Below are 17,527 nucleotides of genomic sequence, written 5' to 3'. Positions count from 1 at the left end.
ATAAAAAAACTTGGCAAAGAAAAAAACTATTAGATAAAAGATTTGATTTTTTATTTGATGAGTCGCCACAAGATGAGTATGTAAGTTTGGATTGTGAAACTAGTGGTTTAAATCCAAAAAAAGATGAAATTTTATCAATTGGTGCAGTAATTATAAAAGGAAATAAAGTATTAGCAAGAAATACTTTTAGTATTTATATTAAACCATCAAAAAGTATTAATATTGAATCCATAAAAATTCATCATTTAAGAGAGATTGATTTAAAAAATGCTTTAGATGCTGATGAAGCTATTTATAAGCTTTTAAATTTTATAGGTTCACGACCAATTGTTGGTTATTATATAGATTTTGATATATCAATAATTTCAAGATATACAAAAAAACTAATTGGAATAAGCTTACCAAACAAAAAATTTGAAGTATCTTCTATTTACTATGATAGTAAAAAAACTATTGATAATTATGGTTTTATAGATCTCAAATTTGACACTATTATGAAGAATTTAAATATTCCAACTCTTGGAAAACATGATGCTTTAAATGATGCAATTATGACTGCAATGATATTTTTAAAGTTAAAAAAACATATTTAAATATAAAATCTTATAAATTTAAACTATCAAAAGCACCTAAGAATTAGGGCTTTTGTACAAATAATCACAATTTATCTATATCTTTATTCAAATGCTATCTTTTTGCAACTAAAATACTTTAAGATTTCAGTTAATCTTATTTTAGGAGAAAAAATGGATCAAAAATTAGTAGAACGGATTAAAAATAATCCAAAGTATCAAGAGTTAATTTCTAAAAGAAGTTCTTTTGCTATTAAACTAGCTATTTTTATGCTGGTAGTTTATTATAGTTTTATTTTAACTATAGCTTTTAATAAAGAAGTTTTTGCAAATACTATTGGTGATAGTATTATTACAATTGCTATTCCTATTGGTGCTACAATTATTGTATTAGCATTTATAACAACTGTTATTTATGTTATAAGAGCAAATGGAGAGTTTGAAGACTTAGAAATGTCTATTAAAAATGATGTAAAGGATATTCTATAATGATTAAAATAGCTACTTTATTAGGATTATCATCTTTAGCACTATTAGCAGAAGATGGAAGCGGTGTAAATATAAATGCCGTTATTATGTTCTTCGTATTTATTGCTGGAACTATGGGTATCACAAAGTGGGCAGCTAGTAAAACAAAATCTGCTTCAGATTTTTATACAGCTGGTGGAGGAATTACAGGATTCCAAAATGGTTTAGCAATTGCTGGAGATTATATTTCTGCTGCTTCATTCCTTGGTATTTCAGGTATGATTTATCTTCAAGGGTATGATGGTATCATCTATGCTATTGGATTTTTAGTTGGTTGGCCAATTATTCTATTTTTAATGGCTGAAAGACTAAGAAACTTAGGTAAATTTAACTTTACAGATATTGCTGCTTATAGACTTGATGAACAAAAAATTAGAATTTTAGCTGCATTTGGTTCTTTAACTGTTGTTACATTCTACTTAATTGCTCAAATGGTTGGTGCTGGAAAACTTATTGAAGTTCTATTCCATATTCCTTACGGTTGGGCTGTTGCTTTAGTTGGTGCATTAATGATTATTTATGTAACTTTTGGTGGTATGCTTGCAACTACTTGGGTACAAATTATTAAAGCTTGTTTAATTTTAGCTGGAGTTACATTTATAGCACTTATGGTTATGGCTCATTCTGGTTTCTCACTTACTGCATTAGTAACAGAAGCTACAAGTTTACATAAATCAGGTATTGATATCTTAAAACCAGGTCCATTCGTATCTGATCCAGTTTCAGCTATATCTTTGGGATTAGCTTTAATGCTTGGAACTGCTGGTTTACCTCATATTCTAATGAGATTCTTTACAGTTGGTAATGCTAAAGAAGCTAGAAAATCTGTTGTTTATGCAACTGGATTCATTGGTTACTTCTATTTATTAATTGGTATTGTTGGTTTAGGAGCTATTGTATTTTTAAATAGTGATATTGGAAAAGAGTTATATCTTACTGCTGAAGGTGGTGTTATTGGTGGAGTAAATATGGTTGCTGTTCACTTATCACAAGCTGTTGGTGGAGATATATTCTTAGGATTTATTGCAGCTGTTTCATTTGCTACAATTCTAGCAGTTGTTTCAGGACTTACTCTTGCAGCTTCTAACTCAATTGCACACGATTTATATGCAATTGTTATTAGAAAAGGAAATATTACTGATGCTGAAGAGATGAAAGTTTCTAAAAGAACTGTTCTTGTAATTGGTTTCGTTGCTGTTCTTCTAGGATTTGCATTTGAAAATATGAACGTTGCATTTATGGTTGGTTTAGCATTTGCTATTGCAGCATCAGCTAACTTCCCAATATTAATTTTATCAATCTATTGGTCGAAATTAACAACAAGAGGTGCATTTATTGGTGGTTTTGTAGGATTAATTACAGCTATTACTTTAGTTGTTTTAAGTAAAACTATTTGGGTTGATATTTTACATTTTGAAAAAGCAATTTTCCCTTATGTTCACCCTGCATTATTCTCTGTAACTGCAGCATTTGTTGCAATATGGTTCTTCTCTATAACTGATAAATCAGCTAGAGCAGAAGAAGATAAAGCTGGATTTGAAGCTCAAAATATTAGAGCTCAAACTGGAATTGGTGCAGAAGGAGCAGTTTCTCACTAATTTACTAATACTAAAGAGTTTTTCTCTTTAGTATTTTTTCAATATAATTAAATCCTACTTAACTTTTAACACTAATTTTAATAATTTATTTATAAGTTTTTTGTTACTTTTTTACATCTATATCTTTTAATATACCCTATTTATTTACTCTGGATTCATAAAAAACTCTTTTCTTTGTATAATTAACTCATTGTCAAAAATTAAAATATTTTTGATTAAAAATAAAAGGTCAAGGAGAGATTGATGGAAGATAAGTTAGTTGAGAGAATTGAAAACCATCCAAAATATAAAGAATTAGTTTCAAAAAGAAATAGTTTTTCTTTAAAACTAGGAATTTTTATACTTGTAATGTTTTACTCTTATATTACACTAGTTGCTTTTAATAAAGATTTATTTGCTACAAAAGTTTGGGAAGATGGTGTTACAACTATTGGCTTTCCTATTGCATTTGCTATTTTAGTAATTAGTTTTTTTACAACTTTAATTTATGCAAAAAGAGCAAATGGAGAGTTTGAAGATTTAACAAATGATATTAAAAAAGATGTGAGGGATTTACTATAATGTTAAGATTATTATTTTTTATTTCACTTACATTTATCTCATTATTTGCAGCAGGTGATGCTACTTTTGAAGGTAAAAGAGATTTAAATATTTCAGCAATTGCTATGTTCTTAGTTTTTATTGCTGGAACATTAGGAATAACTTATTGGGCAGCAAAAAAAACAAGATCTGCAAATGACTTTTATACAGCTGGTGGAGGAATTACTGGTTTCCAAAATGGTTTAGCAATCGCTGGAGACTATATGAGTGCAGCAGCATTTCTTGGTGTTTCAGGTCTTATTTATATGAATGGATATGATGGAGTTATTTATGCTGTTTCATTCTTGGTTGGTTGGCCAATAATTCTATTTTTTATGGCAGAAAAATTAAGAAACTTAGGTAAATTTACTTTCGCTGATATTGCAGCATATAGATTAGGTCAAAAAGAGATTAGAACTTTAACTGCATTTGGTTCTTTATCTGTTGTTATTTTATATTTAATTGCACAAATGGTTGGTGCTGGAAAACTTATACAAATTTTATTTGGTATGGATTATGAATATGCTGTATTTATGGTTGGTGCACTTATGATAATTTATGTAACTTTTGGTGGTATGCTTGCAACTACTTGGGTACAAATTATTAAAGCTGTTTTACTTTTATCAGGTGTATCTTTTATGGCATTTATGGTTTTATGGCATTTTGGTTTTAATTTCGAATCTTTAGCATCACAAGCTGTTGAACACCACAATAAAGGTGAAGATATTTTAAAACCAGGTGGATTTTTAGAAGATCCTATTTCTGCTATTTCATTAGGAATGGCTTTAATGCTTGGAACGGCTGGACTTCCTCATGTTTTAATGAGATTTTTTACAGTTGGAAATGCAAAGGAGGCTAGAAAATCTGTTGTTTATGCAACTGGATTTGTAGCATATTTTTGGATTATTATTTCTATTGTTGGTTTAGGTGCAATTGCATTTTTAAATACAGCAGAAGGTGCACAATATATGATTGATGCAAAAGCATATCTTGATGGTGGATCATTATTTGGTGGTTCAAATATGGCTTCAGTTCATCTTTCACATATGCTAGGTGGGAATGCATTTTTAGGATTTATTTCAGCTGTTGCATTTGCTACAATTTTGGCTGTTGTTTCTGGGCTTACTCTAGCAGGTGCATCGGCTATTTCTCACGATATTTATGCAAATGTGATAAATCCAAAAGCAAGTGACGAACAAGTAGTAAAAATTTCAAAAATAACTGTTATAATTGTAGGAATTGTTGGAGTAAGCTTGGGAATTGCTTTTGAATCTCAAAATATAGCATATATGGTTGGACTTGCCTTTGGTATAGCTGCAAGTGCAAACTTTCCAATACTATTTTTATCAATTTATTGGTCAAAACTTACAACAAGAGGTGCATTTATTGGTGGTTTTATGGGATTAATTACAGCAGTTGCTTTAGTAATTTTAGGACCTAATGTTTGGGTTCAAATTCTAGGAAATGAAAAAGCAATTTTCCCTTACGCTCACCCTGCACTATTCTCTGTGAGTGTTGCATTTATTGGAATCTGGTTCTTCTCTATTATTGATAATTCAAAAAGAGCAAAAGAAGATAGATCTAAATTTAAAGCTCAAAATATTAGAGCGAATACTGGAATTGGTTCATCAGGAGCAGTTTCACACTAAGATAAAGAGAGTTTTCTCTCTTTATCTATAATTTTTAGGGGAATAATTATGCAAGAACAAAAAAAATTCATATCATCAATTCATCCTTTTGGAAATCTTACTTCATATGAACTTGATGATTTAGTTGACTCTTTAGATATTATTTATTTTAAAGCAAACAGTATAATCCAAGAAACTGATTCAAATCCAAATTTTTTGTACTTTATTGTAAAAGGCTTAGTTCAAGAAAAAAATGAAGATGAAGTAATAAGTATTTATACAAAAGGTGAAATATTTGATTCTATTTCTCTTATAAAGAATTTTAGTAAAAATAGTTTTGTAGCTGTTGAAGAGACAATATGTTATGTATTAAAAAAAGAGATTTTTATGCAAACTTTAAGTCTAAATGCAGAGTTAGAAAACTATTTTTTTCAAAGCATATCAGAAAAATTAAACAACAATATTTTACATGAAAAAAATAAAGATATGGCAAATATTATGATTGCAAAAGTTAAAGATGCGAAAATCCATAAAGCTGTAATCACTGATACAAATAAAACTATTTTTGAAGCTGCAACAATTATAAAAGATGAAAAAATTCCTACTCTTTTATTAAAAGATGAAGAAGGTGAACTATTTATTGTAACAGATTCTGATTTTAGACAAAAAGTTATTTTAAATAGAATGGATTATGATGATTTAGTTGTGAAAATTGCAAGTAAAGGCTTAATATATATAAATGAAGATGATTTTTTATTTGATGCACAACTTCAAATGGCAAAATATGGTTTAAAAAGAGTTGTAGTAGAAAATGATAAAAAAGAGATTGTTGGAATTTTAGATCAAATTTCATTATCATCATTTTTTGCTACAAATACTTTTGCTGTATCAAATCAAATAATAAATGCAAATACTATTGAAGAGCTAAAAGAGGCATCTCACAATTTTATAAAAATAATAAAATCTTTAAATGCAAAAGGCGTTAAAATAGAGTTTATCTCAAAACTTATAAATCAATTAAATAAAAAACTTCTGGATAAATTATATAAACTTTTAGCTCCTAAAGAACTTATTGGAAAATCTTGTTTACTTGTAATGGGAAGTGAAGGAAGAGCTGAACAGATTTTAAGAACAGATCAAGATAATGCCTTAATTGTATCAAATGATTGTGATATTAGTGAAGAAGAGTTAAGAACTTTCACAAATAAGTTTACAGAAACATTGGTTGATTTTGGTTTTCCAAGATGTGAAGGAAATATTATGGTTTCAAATCCTTATTGGTGTAGAAGAACTGATGATTTTAGAGATTTAATATTTACTTGGATAAATGAACCAAGTGGTGATAATTTTATGAATATTGCAATATTTTATGATGCTCTTTGTGTATCTGGTGATATAAATATTATAAAAGACTTAAAAGAATATATGTTTAAAATATCTTCTCATTCTCAAAGTTTTTATACAAATTTCGCAAAAATCATATCTAGCTTCGATGTTCCACTTGGTTTTTTCGATGGATTTGTATTCAATAGCAAAGATGAAAAACATAAAAATGAGATTGATATAAAAAGAGGTGGAATTTTTATTTTAGTTCAAGGAGTAAGATCTTTAAGTATTCAAAATAAAGTTCTAAATACAAATACTATAAAAAGAATTCAGGCTCTTAAAAAATTAAATATATTTGATGATGAAAATGCAAAAGAACTTATAACTGCTTTTAATTTTTTAAATAACCTAAGATTAAAAATTAGTTTAGAGAAACTTGATAAAAATGAGAAAATTGATAATTTTGTAAATCCAAACTCTTTAAGCAATATGGAAAAAGACTTATTAAAAGACTCTTTTAAAATAGTTAATAAACTAAAAAAGAGATTAGAACATCATTTTAAGCTAAACTATGTTTAATTCAATCAAAAATCATTTTTACAAAAAGAGATTAAAAGATAAAAGATTTAATTTTTTATTTGATAAACCATCAAATGATGAATATATTTGTTTTGATTGCGAAACAACAGGATTGGATCCTTTAATTGATGATATTATTTCAATTGGTGCAGTAATCATAAAGAATAATACTATTATTGCAAGTAAGAAGTTCATAAGATATGTAAAACCAAAATCAAATCAATTAAAAGAAAACTCTATAAAAATCCATCACTTAAGAAAATGTGATTTAGAAAATGCTTGTAATATTGATGATGTTATTCTAGAATTCTTATATTTTATTGGAAATAGAAAAATTGTAGGATACTTTTTGGATTTTGATTTAAAAATGATAAATAAATATTTAAAACCTATTATTGGTATAAATTTACCAAATAAAAAATATGAAGTTTCAGAAATTTATCACGATTTTAAAATTGATTTAATTCCACAAAGTTTTGTTGATTTAAGATTTAAATCAATATTAAATGAACTTAATCTACCAAATTTTGGAACTCATGATTCATACAATGATGCATTAATGACTGCTTTAATTTTCATAAAATTAAAGAATTCTGCTAGTGTAAAAATTAATTAATCTCTTAAGTAATAATTAGCTATTATTTTAAAACTAATTAAAATTTTTAATATTAAATTAAGATAAAGGATTTAAATGTTGGTTTTTGTATTAAATGCAGGCTCTTCATCTTTAAAGTATCAATTAATTGATACTAAATCTAAAGAGTTAAAAGCAAGTGGTTTAGTTGAAAGAATAGGAATTGATGGTATTTTGAAACATGAAATTGGAGAAGATAAAAAAATAACTTTTGAACTTCCTATTCCAACTCATAAAGAAGCTATCGAACTAGTTCTTAGAATTCTTACAAATGATGAAACAAAAGTTATAAACTCAATAGATGAAATAAAAGCAATTGGTCATAGAGTTGTGCATGGTGGAGAATACTTCAAAGAGTCTGTTATTGTTGATGAAGAAGTTATTAAGAAAATTGAAGAGCTAATTCCTCTAGCTCCTTTACATAATCCTGCAAATATTATGGGAGTAAAAATTTGTAAAGAATTAATGCCAAAAGTTCCAAATGTTGTAACATTTGATACAGCATTTCACCAAACAATGCCAATGGAAAACTTCTTATATGCAGTTCCTTATGCTGATTATTCAGAACACCATTTAAGAAAATATGGATTTCATGGAACAAGTCACTATTATGTTTCAAATGAAGCAGTTAATATTTTAAAGAAAAAAGATAGCAAAATTATTGTTTGTCATCTTGGAAATGGTTCTTCTGTTTGTGCAGTTAAGGATGGAAAATCAATTAGTACTTCTATGGGATTAACTCCTCTTGAAGGTTTAGTAATGGGTACAAGAAGTGGAGATATTGATGCTGGTGTTATTCCATATTTAATGAAAAGAAAGAACTTAACTCCTGACCAAATAGTTGATTACTTAAATAAAAAATCAGGTATTCTAGGAGTTTCAGGAGTTAGTTCTGATTTAAGAGAAGTTATAAAAGCTTCTAATGATGGAGATAAAAGATCTAAAATAGCCATAACAATGCTTTGTGAAAGAATTAAAAAATATCTATGCTCTTATGCTGGTTTAATGCATGGAGTTGATGCTATTTGCTTTACAGCTGGAATTGGAGAAAACTCTGATTTAATTAGAGAAAAAGTTTGTGAAGGCTTAGAATTTATGGGTATTGAAATTGATAAAGAAAAAAACTCTAAAAGAGAAAAAGGTAATAGAGAAATCAATACTAAAAACTCTAAAACTAAAATTTATATAATTCCTACAAATGAGGAATTAGTCATTGCAAATGATACATATAATCTTGTAAAGAATAAATAAAACTACTACAAAAACTAGCTTTTTATAAATTATCATATTCTTTTTAGAATATGATAATTTGCTACTCTCTTGCTATATTTTTGAATTATAATCTTCCTTAAAGTTCATTTCAAAAGGATAGATATGGGATTAATAGACCAAATAAAAAATAAGGCTAAACAAAAGTTAAGAACAATTGTTCTTCCTGAAACAGAAGACGAAAGAGTTTTAAGAGCTACTGCTCAAGTTTTAGAAGCAAAAACTGCAAATATTATTTTAATTGGAGATGAAAATAATATAAATGCAGATGCTAAAAAATACGGAGTAGATATTTCTGGTGCAAAAATTGTAAATCCAAAAAATTTTGACAAATTAGAATCATATATTGATGAGTTAGTTGAGCTTAGAAAAAGTAAAAATCTTTCAAAAGAAGATGCTACAAATCTAATGCTAAATGAATCTAGATTTTTTGGTTGTATGATGGTAAGACTTGGAGATGCAGACGGTTTAGTTGCTGGTTCAAATTCAACAACAGCTGATGTATTAAAAGCTGCTATTCAAGTAATCAAAACAGCTCCTGGTATAAATACTGTTTCATCTTCATTTGTTATGGAAACGGCTGATGGAAAGTTTGGAGACAATGGTTTAATTTTATTTGCAGATTGTGCAGTTATTCCAGATCCAACAAGTGAGCAATTAGCAGATATTGCAAGTGCAACAGCAGCAACTGCTGAAAATGTTGTAGGCTTAACTCCAAGAGTTGCTATGTTATCGTTTTCTACAAAAGGAAGTGCAAATCATCAAATGGTTGACAAAGTAACAAATGCTTGTAAAATTTTAGAAGAGAGAAAAGTAAATTTTGCATTTGATGGAGAACTTCAAGCTGATGCTGCAATAGTTGAATCTGTTGGTATAAAAAAAGCTCCTAATTCAAAAGTAGCTGGTACTGCAAATGTTTTAGTTTTCCCTGATTTACAATCTGGAAATATAGGATATAAACTTGTTCAAAGATTTGCTAATGCTGAAGCACATGGTCCGATTATTCAAGGTTTAGCAAAACCTGTAAATGATTTATCAAGAGGTTGTTCTGTAGAAGACATATCAAACTTAGTTGCTATAACTGCAACACAAGTTAAATAATTATAGGAGTTAAAAATGTTAGTTTTTGTATTAAATGCTGGAAGTTCTTCAGTTAAATATCAGTTGATGAATCCAGTAATCAAAAAAGTTTTTGCTTCTGGTCTTTGTGAAAGAATTGGTATTGATGGTATATTAAAACATGAATATGGTGATGGAAAAAAACTTGTAATGAATATTCCTATGCCATCTCATAAAGAAGCGATTGAAGCAATTCTTACTACTCTTACAAGTGGTGAAGGAAAAGTTATTGATTCTATAAATGATATTGAAGCTATTGGACATAGAACAGTTCATGGTGGAGAAGAGTTTGCAAGTTCAGTTCTTATTACACCTGAAGTAATTGATGCTATGAAAAGATTATCTCCTCTAGCTCCTTTACATAATCCTGCAAATATTACAGGTATTGAAATTTGTCAAAAACTGATGCCAGGTAAACCAAATGTTGGTGTATTTGATACAGCTTTCCATCAAACAATGCCTGATTATGCCTATATGTATGCTCTTCCTTATGATCAATATGTAAAACATGGAATTAGAAAATATGGTTTCCACGGAACAAGTCACTATTTTGTTTCAAATGAAGCAAGAGCAATGCTTGAGAAAAAACACAATACTAGAATTATTGTTTGTCATTTAGGAAATGGTTCTTCTGTATCAGCTGTTTTTGATGGGAAATGTATAGATACTTCAATGGGATTAACTCCTGTTCAAGGTTTAATGATGGGAACAAGAGTTGGAGATATAGGTGCTGGTGCAATTCAGTTTATGATGAAACAAGAAGATATTACTATTGATGATGCTCTTGATATTATGAATAAAAAGTCTGGGATTTTAGGTATTTCTGGAAAATCATCTGATTTAAGAGAAGTTTTAGATGGTATGAATCAAGGCGATGATAGATGTAGACTTGCTGTTGATATGGTTGCTTATAAAATAAAATCTTATGTTGGTTCATATGTTGCTGCATTAAATGGTATAGATGCTTTATGTTTTACAGGTGGAATTGGAGAAAATGCTTCTTTGATTAGAGAAAAAGTTTGTGCTGGTCTTGATGCTATGGGTCTTGTTATGGATCCAACTAAAAATAATGTAAGATCAAGTGAAGCTAGAGATATTTCCACAAATGCATCTCCTGCAAGAATATTTGTAATTCCAACTCAAGAAGAGTATGTAATTGCAAATGATACATTTAATATAGTTTCTGGTGGTTCTAGAAGAAAATAGTTATTAATAAAGAGGATTTTACCTCTTTATTAATATGCTTTTAAAGTAGAAGAAAAATTCATTAATATTTTTGATACAGTTTCACTTAAAACTTTATCCATAAATTTATCAAACTTATCCTCTTTTTTCCAAACAGCTTTTTCAACTTTTGAAATATCTTGTAAATATTTTTTTGCATAAGTTATATTTGTAACTTCATCTACTAAACCAACTTCTTTTGCCATAAATGCTGTAAATATTTTTGCATCTGCAAAGATATCATGATTTTGTGGATTTAAATTTCTTGCATTTGAAACATCACTTACAAACATATTATATGTACTATTTATGACTTTTTGTAACTCTTCTTCTTCATCTTTAGTCCATTTTCTAGCAAATGTTCCAGATTCTTTATATTTACCAGCTTTTATAGTTTGTGTAGAAACTCCAATATTATCTAAAAGTTTACTTGCTTCAAAACCTTGCATTATAACTCCAATAGAACCAACAATACTTCCTGGATTTGCAAATATTCTTTCTGCCCAAATTGAAGCATAATAACTTCCACTTGCTATTGTTCCACTTGCATATACAACAACAGGTTTTATATTATTTAACTCTTTTATAGCATAAGCAATCTCAACTGAAGGTGCAACTGAACCACCTGGACTATCTACAAAAAGAAGAACTCCTTTTATATTATTGTCTTTTTTTGCTTTTTCTATATTTTCAAGAACTTTTGATGGATCAATAATTTGTCCTACTAAATCTATTTTTTGTAAATTAGCAAAAGCATTATTTGAATATTCATCTTTACTAGAACTTGAAAATAATATAAATAGAATTGTTAAAAAAACAATAGTTTTGAAATATTTTGTAATGAAATCTAACACCATAATAATTGGTGAAAAAAGTTTTTTAAGAAATGTCAATTATTTTTCCTTTTATAATAGTTTTATTTACATTCTTTGTATGTAAAATTATATGCATATATATATCTTCTATTTCTACAATATCATTTGGCAAAGAAAAAGCGATCATATCAGCATCATAATCAATCTCAATCTTCCCTTTTTTACCTTCATATCCAAGAGCTTTAGCTCCTCCATTTGTTGCAGCATTTAACAAAGTTCTTGAGAATTTTACAATATCTTTTTCAAAATGTATATTTAAAGCAGCTCTTAATTCATCAAACATAGACAATGAACTATTTGAGCTAAGCCCATCTGTTCCAATAGAAAAATTAATATCTTCAATTTTATCAATTTCTAATCTACTGTTATTTAAAAACCTATTAGAAACTGAACAATGATTTATTGTCGCATTTAGCTCTTTTATTTTTTCTAGTTCATCTTTTTTTGTTTCAACACAATGTGTAAAAGATACTTTTTGTACTCCTTTAAAAAGTTCTAAAAACTCTAAAGGTCTATTTATTGCTTTTGTTTGATTTAAGAAATTTTTAAAAAAATCAAGAAAACTTCCTTTGTCTTTTCTAAGCCATTTTTTCTCCTCTTTTGATTCAAGAAAATGTGAACTTACAACAAGATTATCTCTTTTTGCAATATTTAAAACTTCTCTTGTTAAAAATGGATGCACTGAATATGGTGAATGAATAGCAATTCCAGCTTCAAAGTTTTTACTATTATGCTTTTTTGCTTCTTCTAATCTTGATTTAAAGTCAGCAAACAAAGTATCAATCATATCAGGTTTTGAGCCAATAACTTCACAAAAGAATAGTTTATTTATAGGACTTTTTACTAAAGCTTCTAAATCAAAAGAGTAAGAAGATATTGCACCAATTGTTGTTGTTCCTGTTTTTATAAGATTATCTATCTCTTTTTTAATTAAAGGTGTTTTAGCCTTGTTTATTAGATTTTCTCTAAACTTTATAACTGAGTTTAACCAAGAATAAAAATTACCATATTTTAATGTAGTTTTATTTGCAGAAAACTCCAGGTGAATATGTGAATTTATTAAGCCTGGCATTAATACTGAATTTTTTTCAAGAGAAATAGCTTCCAAATGTGGATATTTTCTTCTAATAAAATTATAAGTTGCTACTTCAATAATCTTATCATCAAAAACAACTGCTCCATCTTTTATTATTCTAAAATCATTATCAAAAGTTAAAAGATATTTTACTCTTATAATTTTCATAAAAACTATTTATTCTCTTCTTTTGCTCTTGCTTCATTTATAGCTTTAACTTCATTTACAATTTGAATTAAAGAGATTAATCCTAAGTGGTAACCAAATGTTCCAAATCCTGAAATAATTCCTGCACTTGAACTTGCTGTAATACTTTTTTGTCTAAACTCTTCTCTTCTATAAATATTTGAAATATGTACTTCTACAACAGGCATATTTACAGCACTTAAAGCATCTTTTATTGCTATTGAAGTATGAGAATATGCAGCTGGATTTATCATAATAGCATCAACAGTTCCTAAACATTCTTGAATTCTATCAACTATTTCACCTTCTAGATTAGATTGAAAAAACTCCAATTCTACACCATTTTGTTTTGCTGCTGTATCTAAATTATTATGAACTTGTTCTAAAGTCATAGCACCATAAATATGTTGTTCTCTAACACCCAACATATTTAAGTTTGGTCCTTGTATAACTGCTATTTTCATATTATTTTCCTTTTATTAATTTTAGGTAAGATTATATTTAAATTTTTGTTAAAGCTACTATAAAGGGAAGTTCTATGAATTATATTTTAAAAAATGAAAATGCAATATATTATGAAGCAAAATTTTCTTGTGATAATGCAATTTTTTTAAATCTTGGAAGTGAAAAATTTTTTATTACAGATGCAAGATATACAATTGAAGCAAAAGAGTATAGTAAAAATTGTGAAGTTATTGAAAGTAATGATTTAATAAGTTGTGCTAGTAGTATTTTAAAAAAGAATAATATAAAAAGTCTTATTTTAGATCCAATTGATTTTACAATTTTAGAGTATAGAAAACTTTTAGAAAATCTTGATATAAATATTGAAGAAAAGATAAATTTCTCTAAAGAAAAAAGAGTAATAAAAACTGATTATGAATTAAAACTTTTAAAAAAAGCTTCTCAATTAGGAAGAGATGGATTCAACTCATTTGCAAAATATATAGCTAAGAATGGCATAAATAAAAGTGAACAAGCACTTAGCTTTGAGTGCTATAAAGCAATGAGTAAAAAAGCAAAATATGATACTTCTTTTGATGCAATTGTTGCAATAAATGAAAACGCAGCAAAACCTCATGCACTTCCTACAAAAAAGAGTTTAAAAAAGAATGATATTTTATTAGTTGATGCTGGAATAAAATTTAGAAGATATTGTACTGATAGAACTTGTACAAGTAATATGAATTCATCAAATTTCTCTTTTAAAAGAGAACAAAAGTTTAAAAATAGTAAATATCAGAAAATATACGATATTGTACTTTCTGCTCAAGAGAAAGCTATAAAAGAGACAAAATCTGGAATGAAAGCTTTTGAAGTTGATAAAATTGCTAGAGATTATATTAGTCAAGCTGGTTATGGTAAATATTTTGTTCATAGCACAGGTCATGGTGTTGGTCTTGATATTCATGAATTCCCAAATATAAATAGTAGAAATGAACAAATAATAGAAGAGAATATGGTATTTACGATAGAACCTGGTATTTATTTGCCAAATGAATTTGGAGTTAGAATAGAAGATACAGTTTGCATACAAAATGGTAAAGCAAAAATATTATAAAATATGAGGATATTTAAAATTTGCAAAAAAATAATTCCATACTATTTTACTAGATTTTAGTTTTTTTGCGAAAAAAGAGAGAAATTTGAAAAAAACTTTGAGTCCTGAATTAACACTTTTTTATAATTCTAATTTTCCAAAAAAATTCAATAATAGTTCTTTGATGAAACATCTTGTAACTATTGGAATTGGGGGAAATATTGGAAATACAAAACTTATTTTTGATAAATTAATCTTATGTCTGAAAAAGGATACAAGATTTACTTTACTTATGACATCACCCATTTTAAAAAACCCTCCATTTGGTTTTTTACAACAAAGTGATTTTTTAAATGGTATAATTTTACTCAAAACTAATCTTTGCCCTAATGACTTTCTAAAAGCGATGCAAAGATATGAAAATAAATTTGGAAGAAAGCGATCCTTTCAAGATGCGCCTAGAACCTTAGATATAGATATTATATTTTTTGATGATAAGAAAATAAATACAAAAAATCTTATTATTCCTCACAAAAATTGGGCAAATAGAGAATCCGTGATTATTCCTTTAAAATATATGAAAAAATAAAGTTCTGAAAATGAACTTTTTAAAGGTAAGAAATGAATAAAAATAAAAAAATTGTAGTAGGAATGTCAGGTGGAGTTGATTCATCTGTGACTGCTTTATTGCTAAAACAGCAAGGTTATGATGTTGTTGGACTATTCATGCGAAATTGGGAGTATGGAATAAAAGGTAGTCAATGTCCTAATCGTATAGAATTTGAAGATGCCAAAAGAGTTGGTGAATTAATAGGTATTGAAGTAATTGGAAAAGATTTTGTTAAAGAGTATAAAGATAGAGTTTTTGATATATTTTTAGAAGGTTTAAATCAAGGTCTAACACCAAATCCAGATATCTTGTGCAACAAAGAGATAAAATTTAATGTATTTTTAAATGAAGCAAAGAATATGGGTGCAGATATGATTGCAACTGGTCATTATGCAAAAATTGCTAAGTACAAAGAACATTTTGTACTTGATACTCCAAAAGATAATTCAAAAGATCAAAGTTATTTTTTACATGCATTATCAAGTGAACAATTATCACAAGCTATGTTTCCTCTTGGAGATTTAACAAAGAAAGAGGTTAGAGAAATTGCTAGACTTCATAATCTACCTGTTAGTGATAAAAAAGATAGTACAGGGATTTGCTTTATTGGTAATCAAAAATTTGATGAATTCATTACACAACATTTAAAAGCTATTCCAGGAGATATTATTGATGAAAATGGAATAGTTTTAGGAAAACACAAAGGTTTAGTTTGTTATACATTAGGACAAAGAAAAGGGATTGGTCTAGGTGGGATTAAGGATAATGAAAGTGAAAACAATACACATAAACCTTGGTATGTTGCAGCAAAAGATGTAGTAAATAATACTTTAACAATTGTTCAAGATACAAATCATCCTTTACTTATGAGTAAAATTGTAGAGGCAAAAGATATGCACTGGGTATTAGAAGAATTACCGAAAATTGGTGATAAATTAATAGCACAAGTTAGATATAGACAACAAAAACAAACTTGTACAGTAATTGACTTAAATAATGAAAAAGTAGTTGTGGAATTTGATAATCCACAAAGAGCTGTAACACTAGGTCAAAGTCTTGTTTTATATTCTGGTAACTATTGTCTTGGTGGTGGTTTTATAAGTTTTTACAAATAAAAAAGGAATAGATAATGTCAAAAAAAATTATGCTTGGAATGAGTGGTGGAATTGACTCTTCTGTTACCGCATATATATTACAAAAAGAGGGTTATGAAGTAGAAGGAATTTATTTAAAACTACATAATAGAACAGATGGTTACCATGAATCAAATCTAAAAGATATTGATGATGTAGCAAAATTCCTTGGTATAAAATATCATATATTAGATCTATCAAAACAATTTAATGAAGAAGTTTATAACTATTTTATAAACTCTTATTTAGAAGGGAATACTCCAAACCCATGTGTTAAGTGTAATAGAAATATAAAATTTGGTGCAATGCTTGATTTTGCGAAAGAACAAGGAGCTTCATTTTTAGCAACTGGTCACTATGCAAAAACAGATGGTAACTTTTTCTATCTTGCTGATGATTTATCAAAAGATCAAAGCTATTTTTTATCACAAATTCCAAAAGAAGCTCTTCCTTTTATGTTATTTCCTTTAAATTCATATAAGAAAGAAGATATTGTAAAAATGGGTGCACAAATTGATCTTGCTTATAAAAGAATAACAGAAAAAAATGAATCTCAAGAGATATGTTTTGTAGAAACAGTTTATACAGATATTATAAAAAAACACGCAAAAATAGATATTGAAGGTGATGTTTTAGATGAAGCTGGAAATGTTGTAGGAAAACATAAAGGTTATGCTCACTATACAATAGGAAAAAGAAAAGGCTTCACTGTAAAAGGTGCTCAAGAGCCACATTTTGTAACAAAATTAAATCCAAATAACAATACTATCGTTGTTGGTAAAAGACCTGCTTTAGAGGTAAATAAAGTTTTATGTGAAAGTTTGAATATGTATATTGATGAGACAAAATTTTCATGTGCTGTGAAATTAAGATATAGAAGTAATTCTACTCCTTGTGATGTTGAAATTATTGATAATCAAGCAATCATTAATCTAAAAGAACCAGCATTTGGAGTTGCAAGTGGTCAACTAGCTGTATTTTATGATAATAATAAAGTATTAGGAAGTGCTTTTATAAAAAGTACATACTAGATAAAAATCTACTTTTTAGCA

At 27.7% G+C, this 17,527-nt stretch carries 16 protein-coding genes and 1 pseudogene; 14 read left to right on the top strand and 3 right to left on the bottom strand.

Features of this window, described 5'->3' with window-relative positions:
• Window positions 1–5 precede the first annotated feature (5 nt).
• From ATH_RS01985 to ATH_RS01940, 10 genes and pseudogenes are all read left to right on the top strand, one after another.
• Window positions 6–593: pseudogene (locus tag ATH_RS01985) on the top strand (3'-5' exonuclease); the annotation flags it as partial.
• A gap of 153 nt (window positions 594–746) precedes the next feature.
• A complete protein-coding gene (locus ATH_RS01980; RefSeq protein WP_066183013.1) occupies window positions 747–1,061 on the top strand; it encodes a DUF485 domain-containing protein in 315 nt (104 codons plus the stop codon).
• Entirely contained in the window at window positions 1,061–2,698 is a 1,638-nt protein-coding gene (locus ATH_RS01975) for a cation acetate symporter (protein WP_066389968.1), read from the top strand. Before ATH_RS01980 ends, ATH_RS01975 begins: the two co-directional genes overlap by 1 nt.
• Before the next feature lie 243 nt (window positions 2,699–2,941).
• Complete coding sequence (locus ATH_RS01970; protein WP_066183008.1) at window positions 2,942–3,259, top strand: DUF485 domain-containing protein; 318 nt, start codon at window positions 2,942–2,944, stop codon at window positions 3,257–3,259.
• Window positions 3,259–4,926 carry a cation acetate symporter gene (locus ATH_RS01965; RefSeq protein ID WP_066183006.1) on the top strand — a complete coding sequence of 556 codons (1,668 nt, stop codon included), beginning with the start codon at window positions 3,259–3,261 and terminating at the stop codon, window positions 4,924–4,926. Before ATH_RS01970 ends, ATH_RS01965 begins: the two co-directional genes overlap by 1 nt.
• Before the next feature lie 48 nt (window positions 4,927–4,974).
• Window positions 4,975–6,810 (top strand): putative nucleotidyltransferase substrate binding domain-containing protein, encoded by a 1,836-nt coding sequence (locus tag ATH_RS01960; RefSeq protein ID WP_167542990.1) that lies wholly within the window; start codon window positions 4,975–4,977, stop codon window positions 6,808–6,810.
• Window positions 6,803–7,426 (top strand): 3'-5' exonuclease, encoded by a 624-nt coding sequence (locus ATH_RS01955; protein WP_066183001.1) that lies wholly within the window; start codon window positions 6,803–6,805, stop codon window positions 7,424–7,426. Before ATH_RS01960 ends, ATH_RS01955 begins: the two co-directional genes overlap by 8 nt.
• Before the next feature lie 75 nt (window positions 7,427–7,501).
• Window positions 7,502–8,695 carry an acetate/propionate family kinase gene (locus ATH_RS01950; RefSeq protein WP_066182998.1) on the top strand — a complete coding sequence of 398 codons (1,194 nt, stop codon included), beginning with the start codon at window positions 7,502–7,504 and terminating at the stop codon, window positions 8,693–8,695.
• 123 nt (window positions 8,696–8,818) lie between these two features.
• A complete protein-coding gene (gene pta, locus ATH_RS01945; protein WP_066182994.1) occupies window positions 8,819–9,814 on the top strand; it encodes a phosphate acetyltransferase in 996 nt (331 codons plus the stop codon).
• Window positions 9,815–9,829: 15 nt separating this feature from the next.
• Window positions 9,830–11,038 carry an acetate/propionate family kinase gene (locus tag ATH_RS01940; protein ID WP_066182991.1) on the top strand — a complete coding sequence of 403 codons (1,209 nt, stop codon included), beginning with the start codon at window positions 9,830–9,832 and terminating at the stop codon, window positions 11,036–11,038.
• A gap of 29 nt (window positions 11,039–11,067) precedes the next feature.
• Here the strand turns inward: ATH_RS01940 and sppA are convergent, their stop codons facing one another.
• From sppA to aroQ, 3 genes are read right to left on the bottom strand one after another with little or no spacing between them, the layout of a single operon-like run.
• Window positions 11,068–11,913 (bottom strand): signal peptide peptidase SppA, encoded by an 846-nt coding sequence (gene sppA / locus ATH_RS01935; RefSeq protein ID WP_083190925.1) that lies wholly within the window; start codon window positions 11,911–11,913, stop codon window positions 11,068–11,070.
• Window positions 11,914–11,935: 22 nt separating this feature from the next.
• Window positions 11,936–13,174, bottom strand: a complete 1,239-nt coding sequence (mqnF, locus tag ATH_RS01930) for an aminofutalosine deaminase family hydrolase (protein ID WP_066182985.1) — start codon at window positions 13,172–13,174, stop codon at window positions 11,936–11,938.
• A gap of 5 nt (window positions 13,175–13,179) precedes the next feature.
• Window positions 13,180–13,656 (bottom strand): type II 3-dehydroquinate dehydratase, encoded by a 477-nt coding sequence (aroQ, locus tag ATH_RS01925; RefSeq protein WP_066182981.1) that lies wholly within the window; start codon window positions 13,654–13,656, stop codon window positions 13,180–13,182.
• A 74-nt stretch (window positions 13,657–13,730) separates the two neighbouring features.
• Here aroQ and ATH_RS01920 point away from each other — a divergent pair, with 74 nt between their 5' ends.
• From ATH_RS01920 to mnmA (ATH_RS01905), 4 genes are all read left to right on the top strand, one after another.
• Window positions 13,731–14,753 (top strand): M24 family metallopeptidase, encoded by a 1,023-nt coding sequence (locus ATH_RS01920; protein ID WP_066389970.1) that lies wholly within the window; start codon window positions 13,731–13,733, stop codon window positions 14,751–14,753.
• Window positions 14,754–14,838: 85 nt separating this feature from the next.
• The gene (gene folK / locus ATH_RS01915; protein ID WP_066182975.1) at window positions 14,839–15,321 is read left to right on the top strand and encodes a 2-amino-4-hydroxy-6-hydroxymethyldihydropteridine diphosphokinase; all 483 of its coding nucleotides are present in this window, start codon (window positions 14,839–14,841) and stop codon (window positions 15,319–15,321) included.
• 32 nt (window positions 15,322–15,353) lie between these two features.
• Window positions 15,354–16,457, top strand: a complete 1,104-nt coding sequence (gene mnmA / locus ATH_RS01910) for a tRNA 2-thiouridine(34) synthase MnmA (protein ID WP_066182972.1) — start codon at window positions 15,354–15,356, stop codon at window positions 16,455–16,457.
• A gap of 14 nt (window positions 16,458–16,471) precedes the next feature.
• Window positions 16,472–17,506, top strand: a complete 1,035-nt coding sequence (mnmA, locus tag ATH_RS01905; RefSeq protein WP_066182969.1) for a tRNA 2-thiouridine(34) synthase MnmA — start codon at window positions 16,472–16,474, stop codon at window positions 17,504–17,506.
• Window positions 17,507–17,527 lie beyond the last annotated feature (21 nt).

The sequence above is a fragment of the Aliarcobacter thereius LMG 24486 genome, from assembly GCF_004214815.1.
Lineage (GTDB): Bacteria > Campylobacterota > Campylobacteria > Campylobacterales > Arcobacteraceae > Aliarcobacter > Aliarcobacter thereius.
Note: the sequence above shows the minus strand (reverse complement) of the source record. Positions and strands in the feature narration are given on the sequence as shown.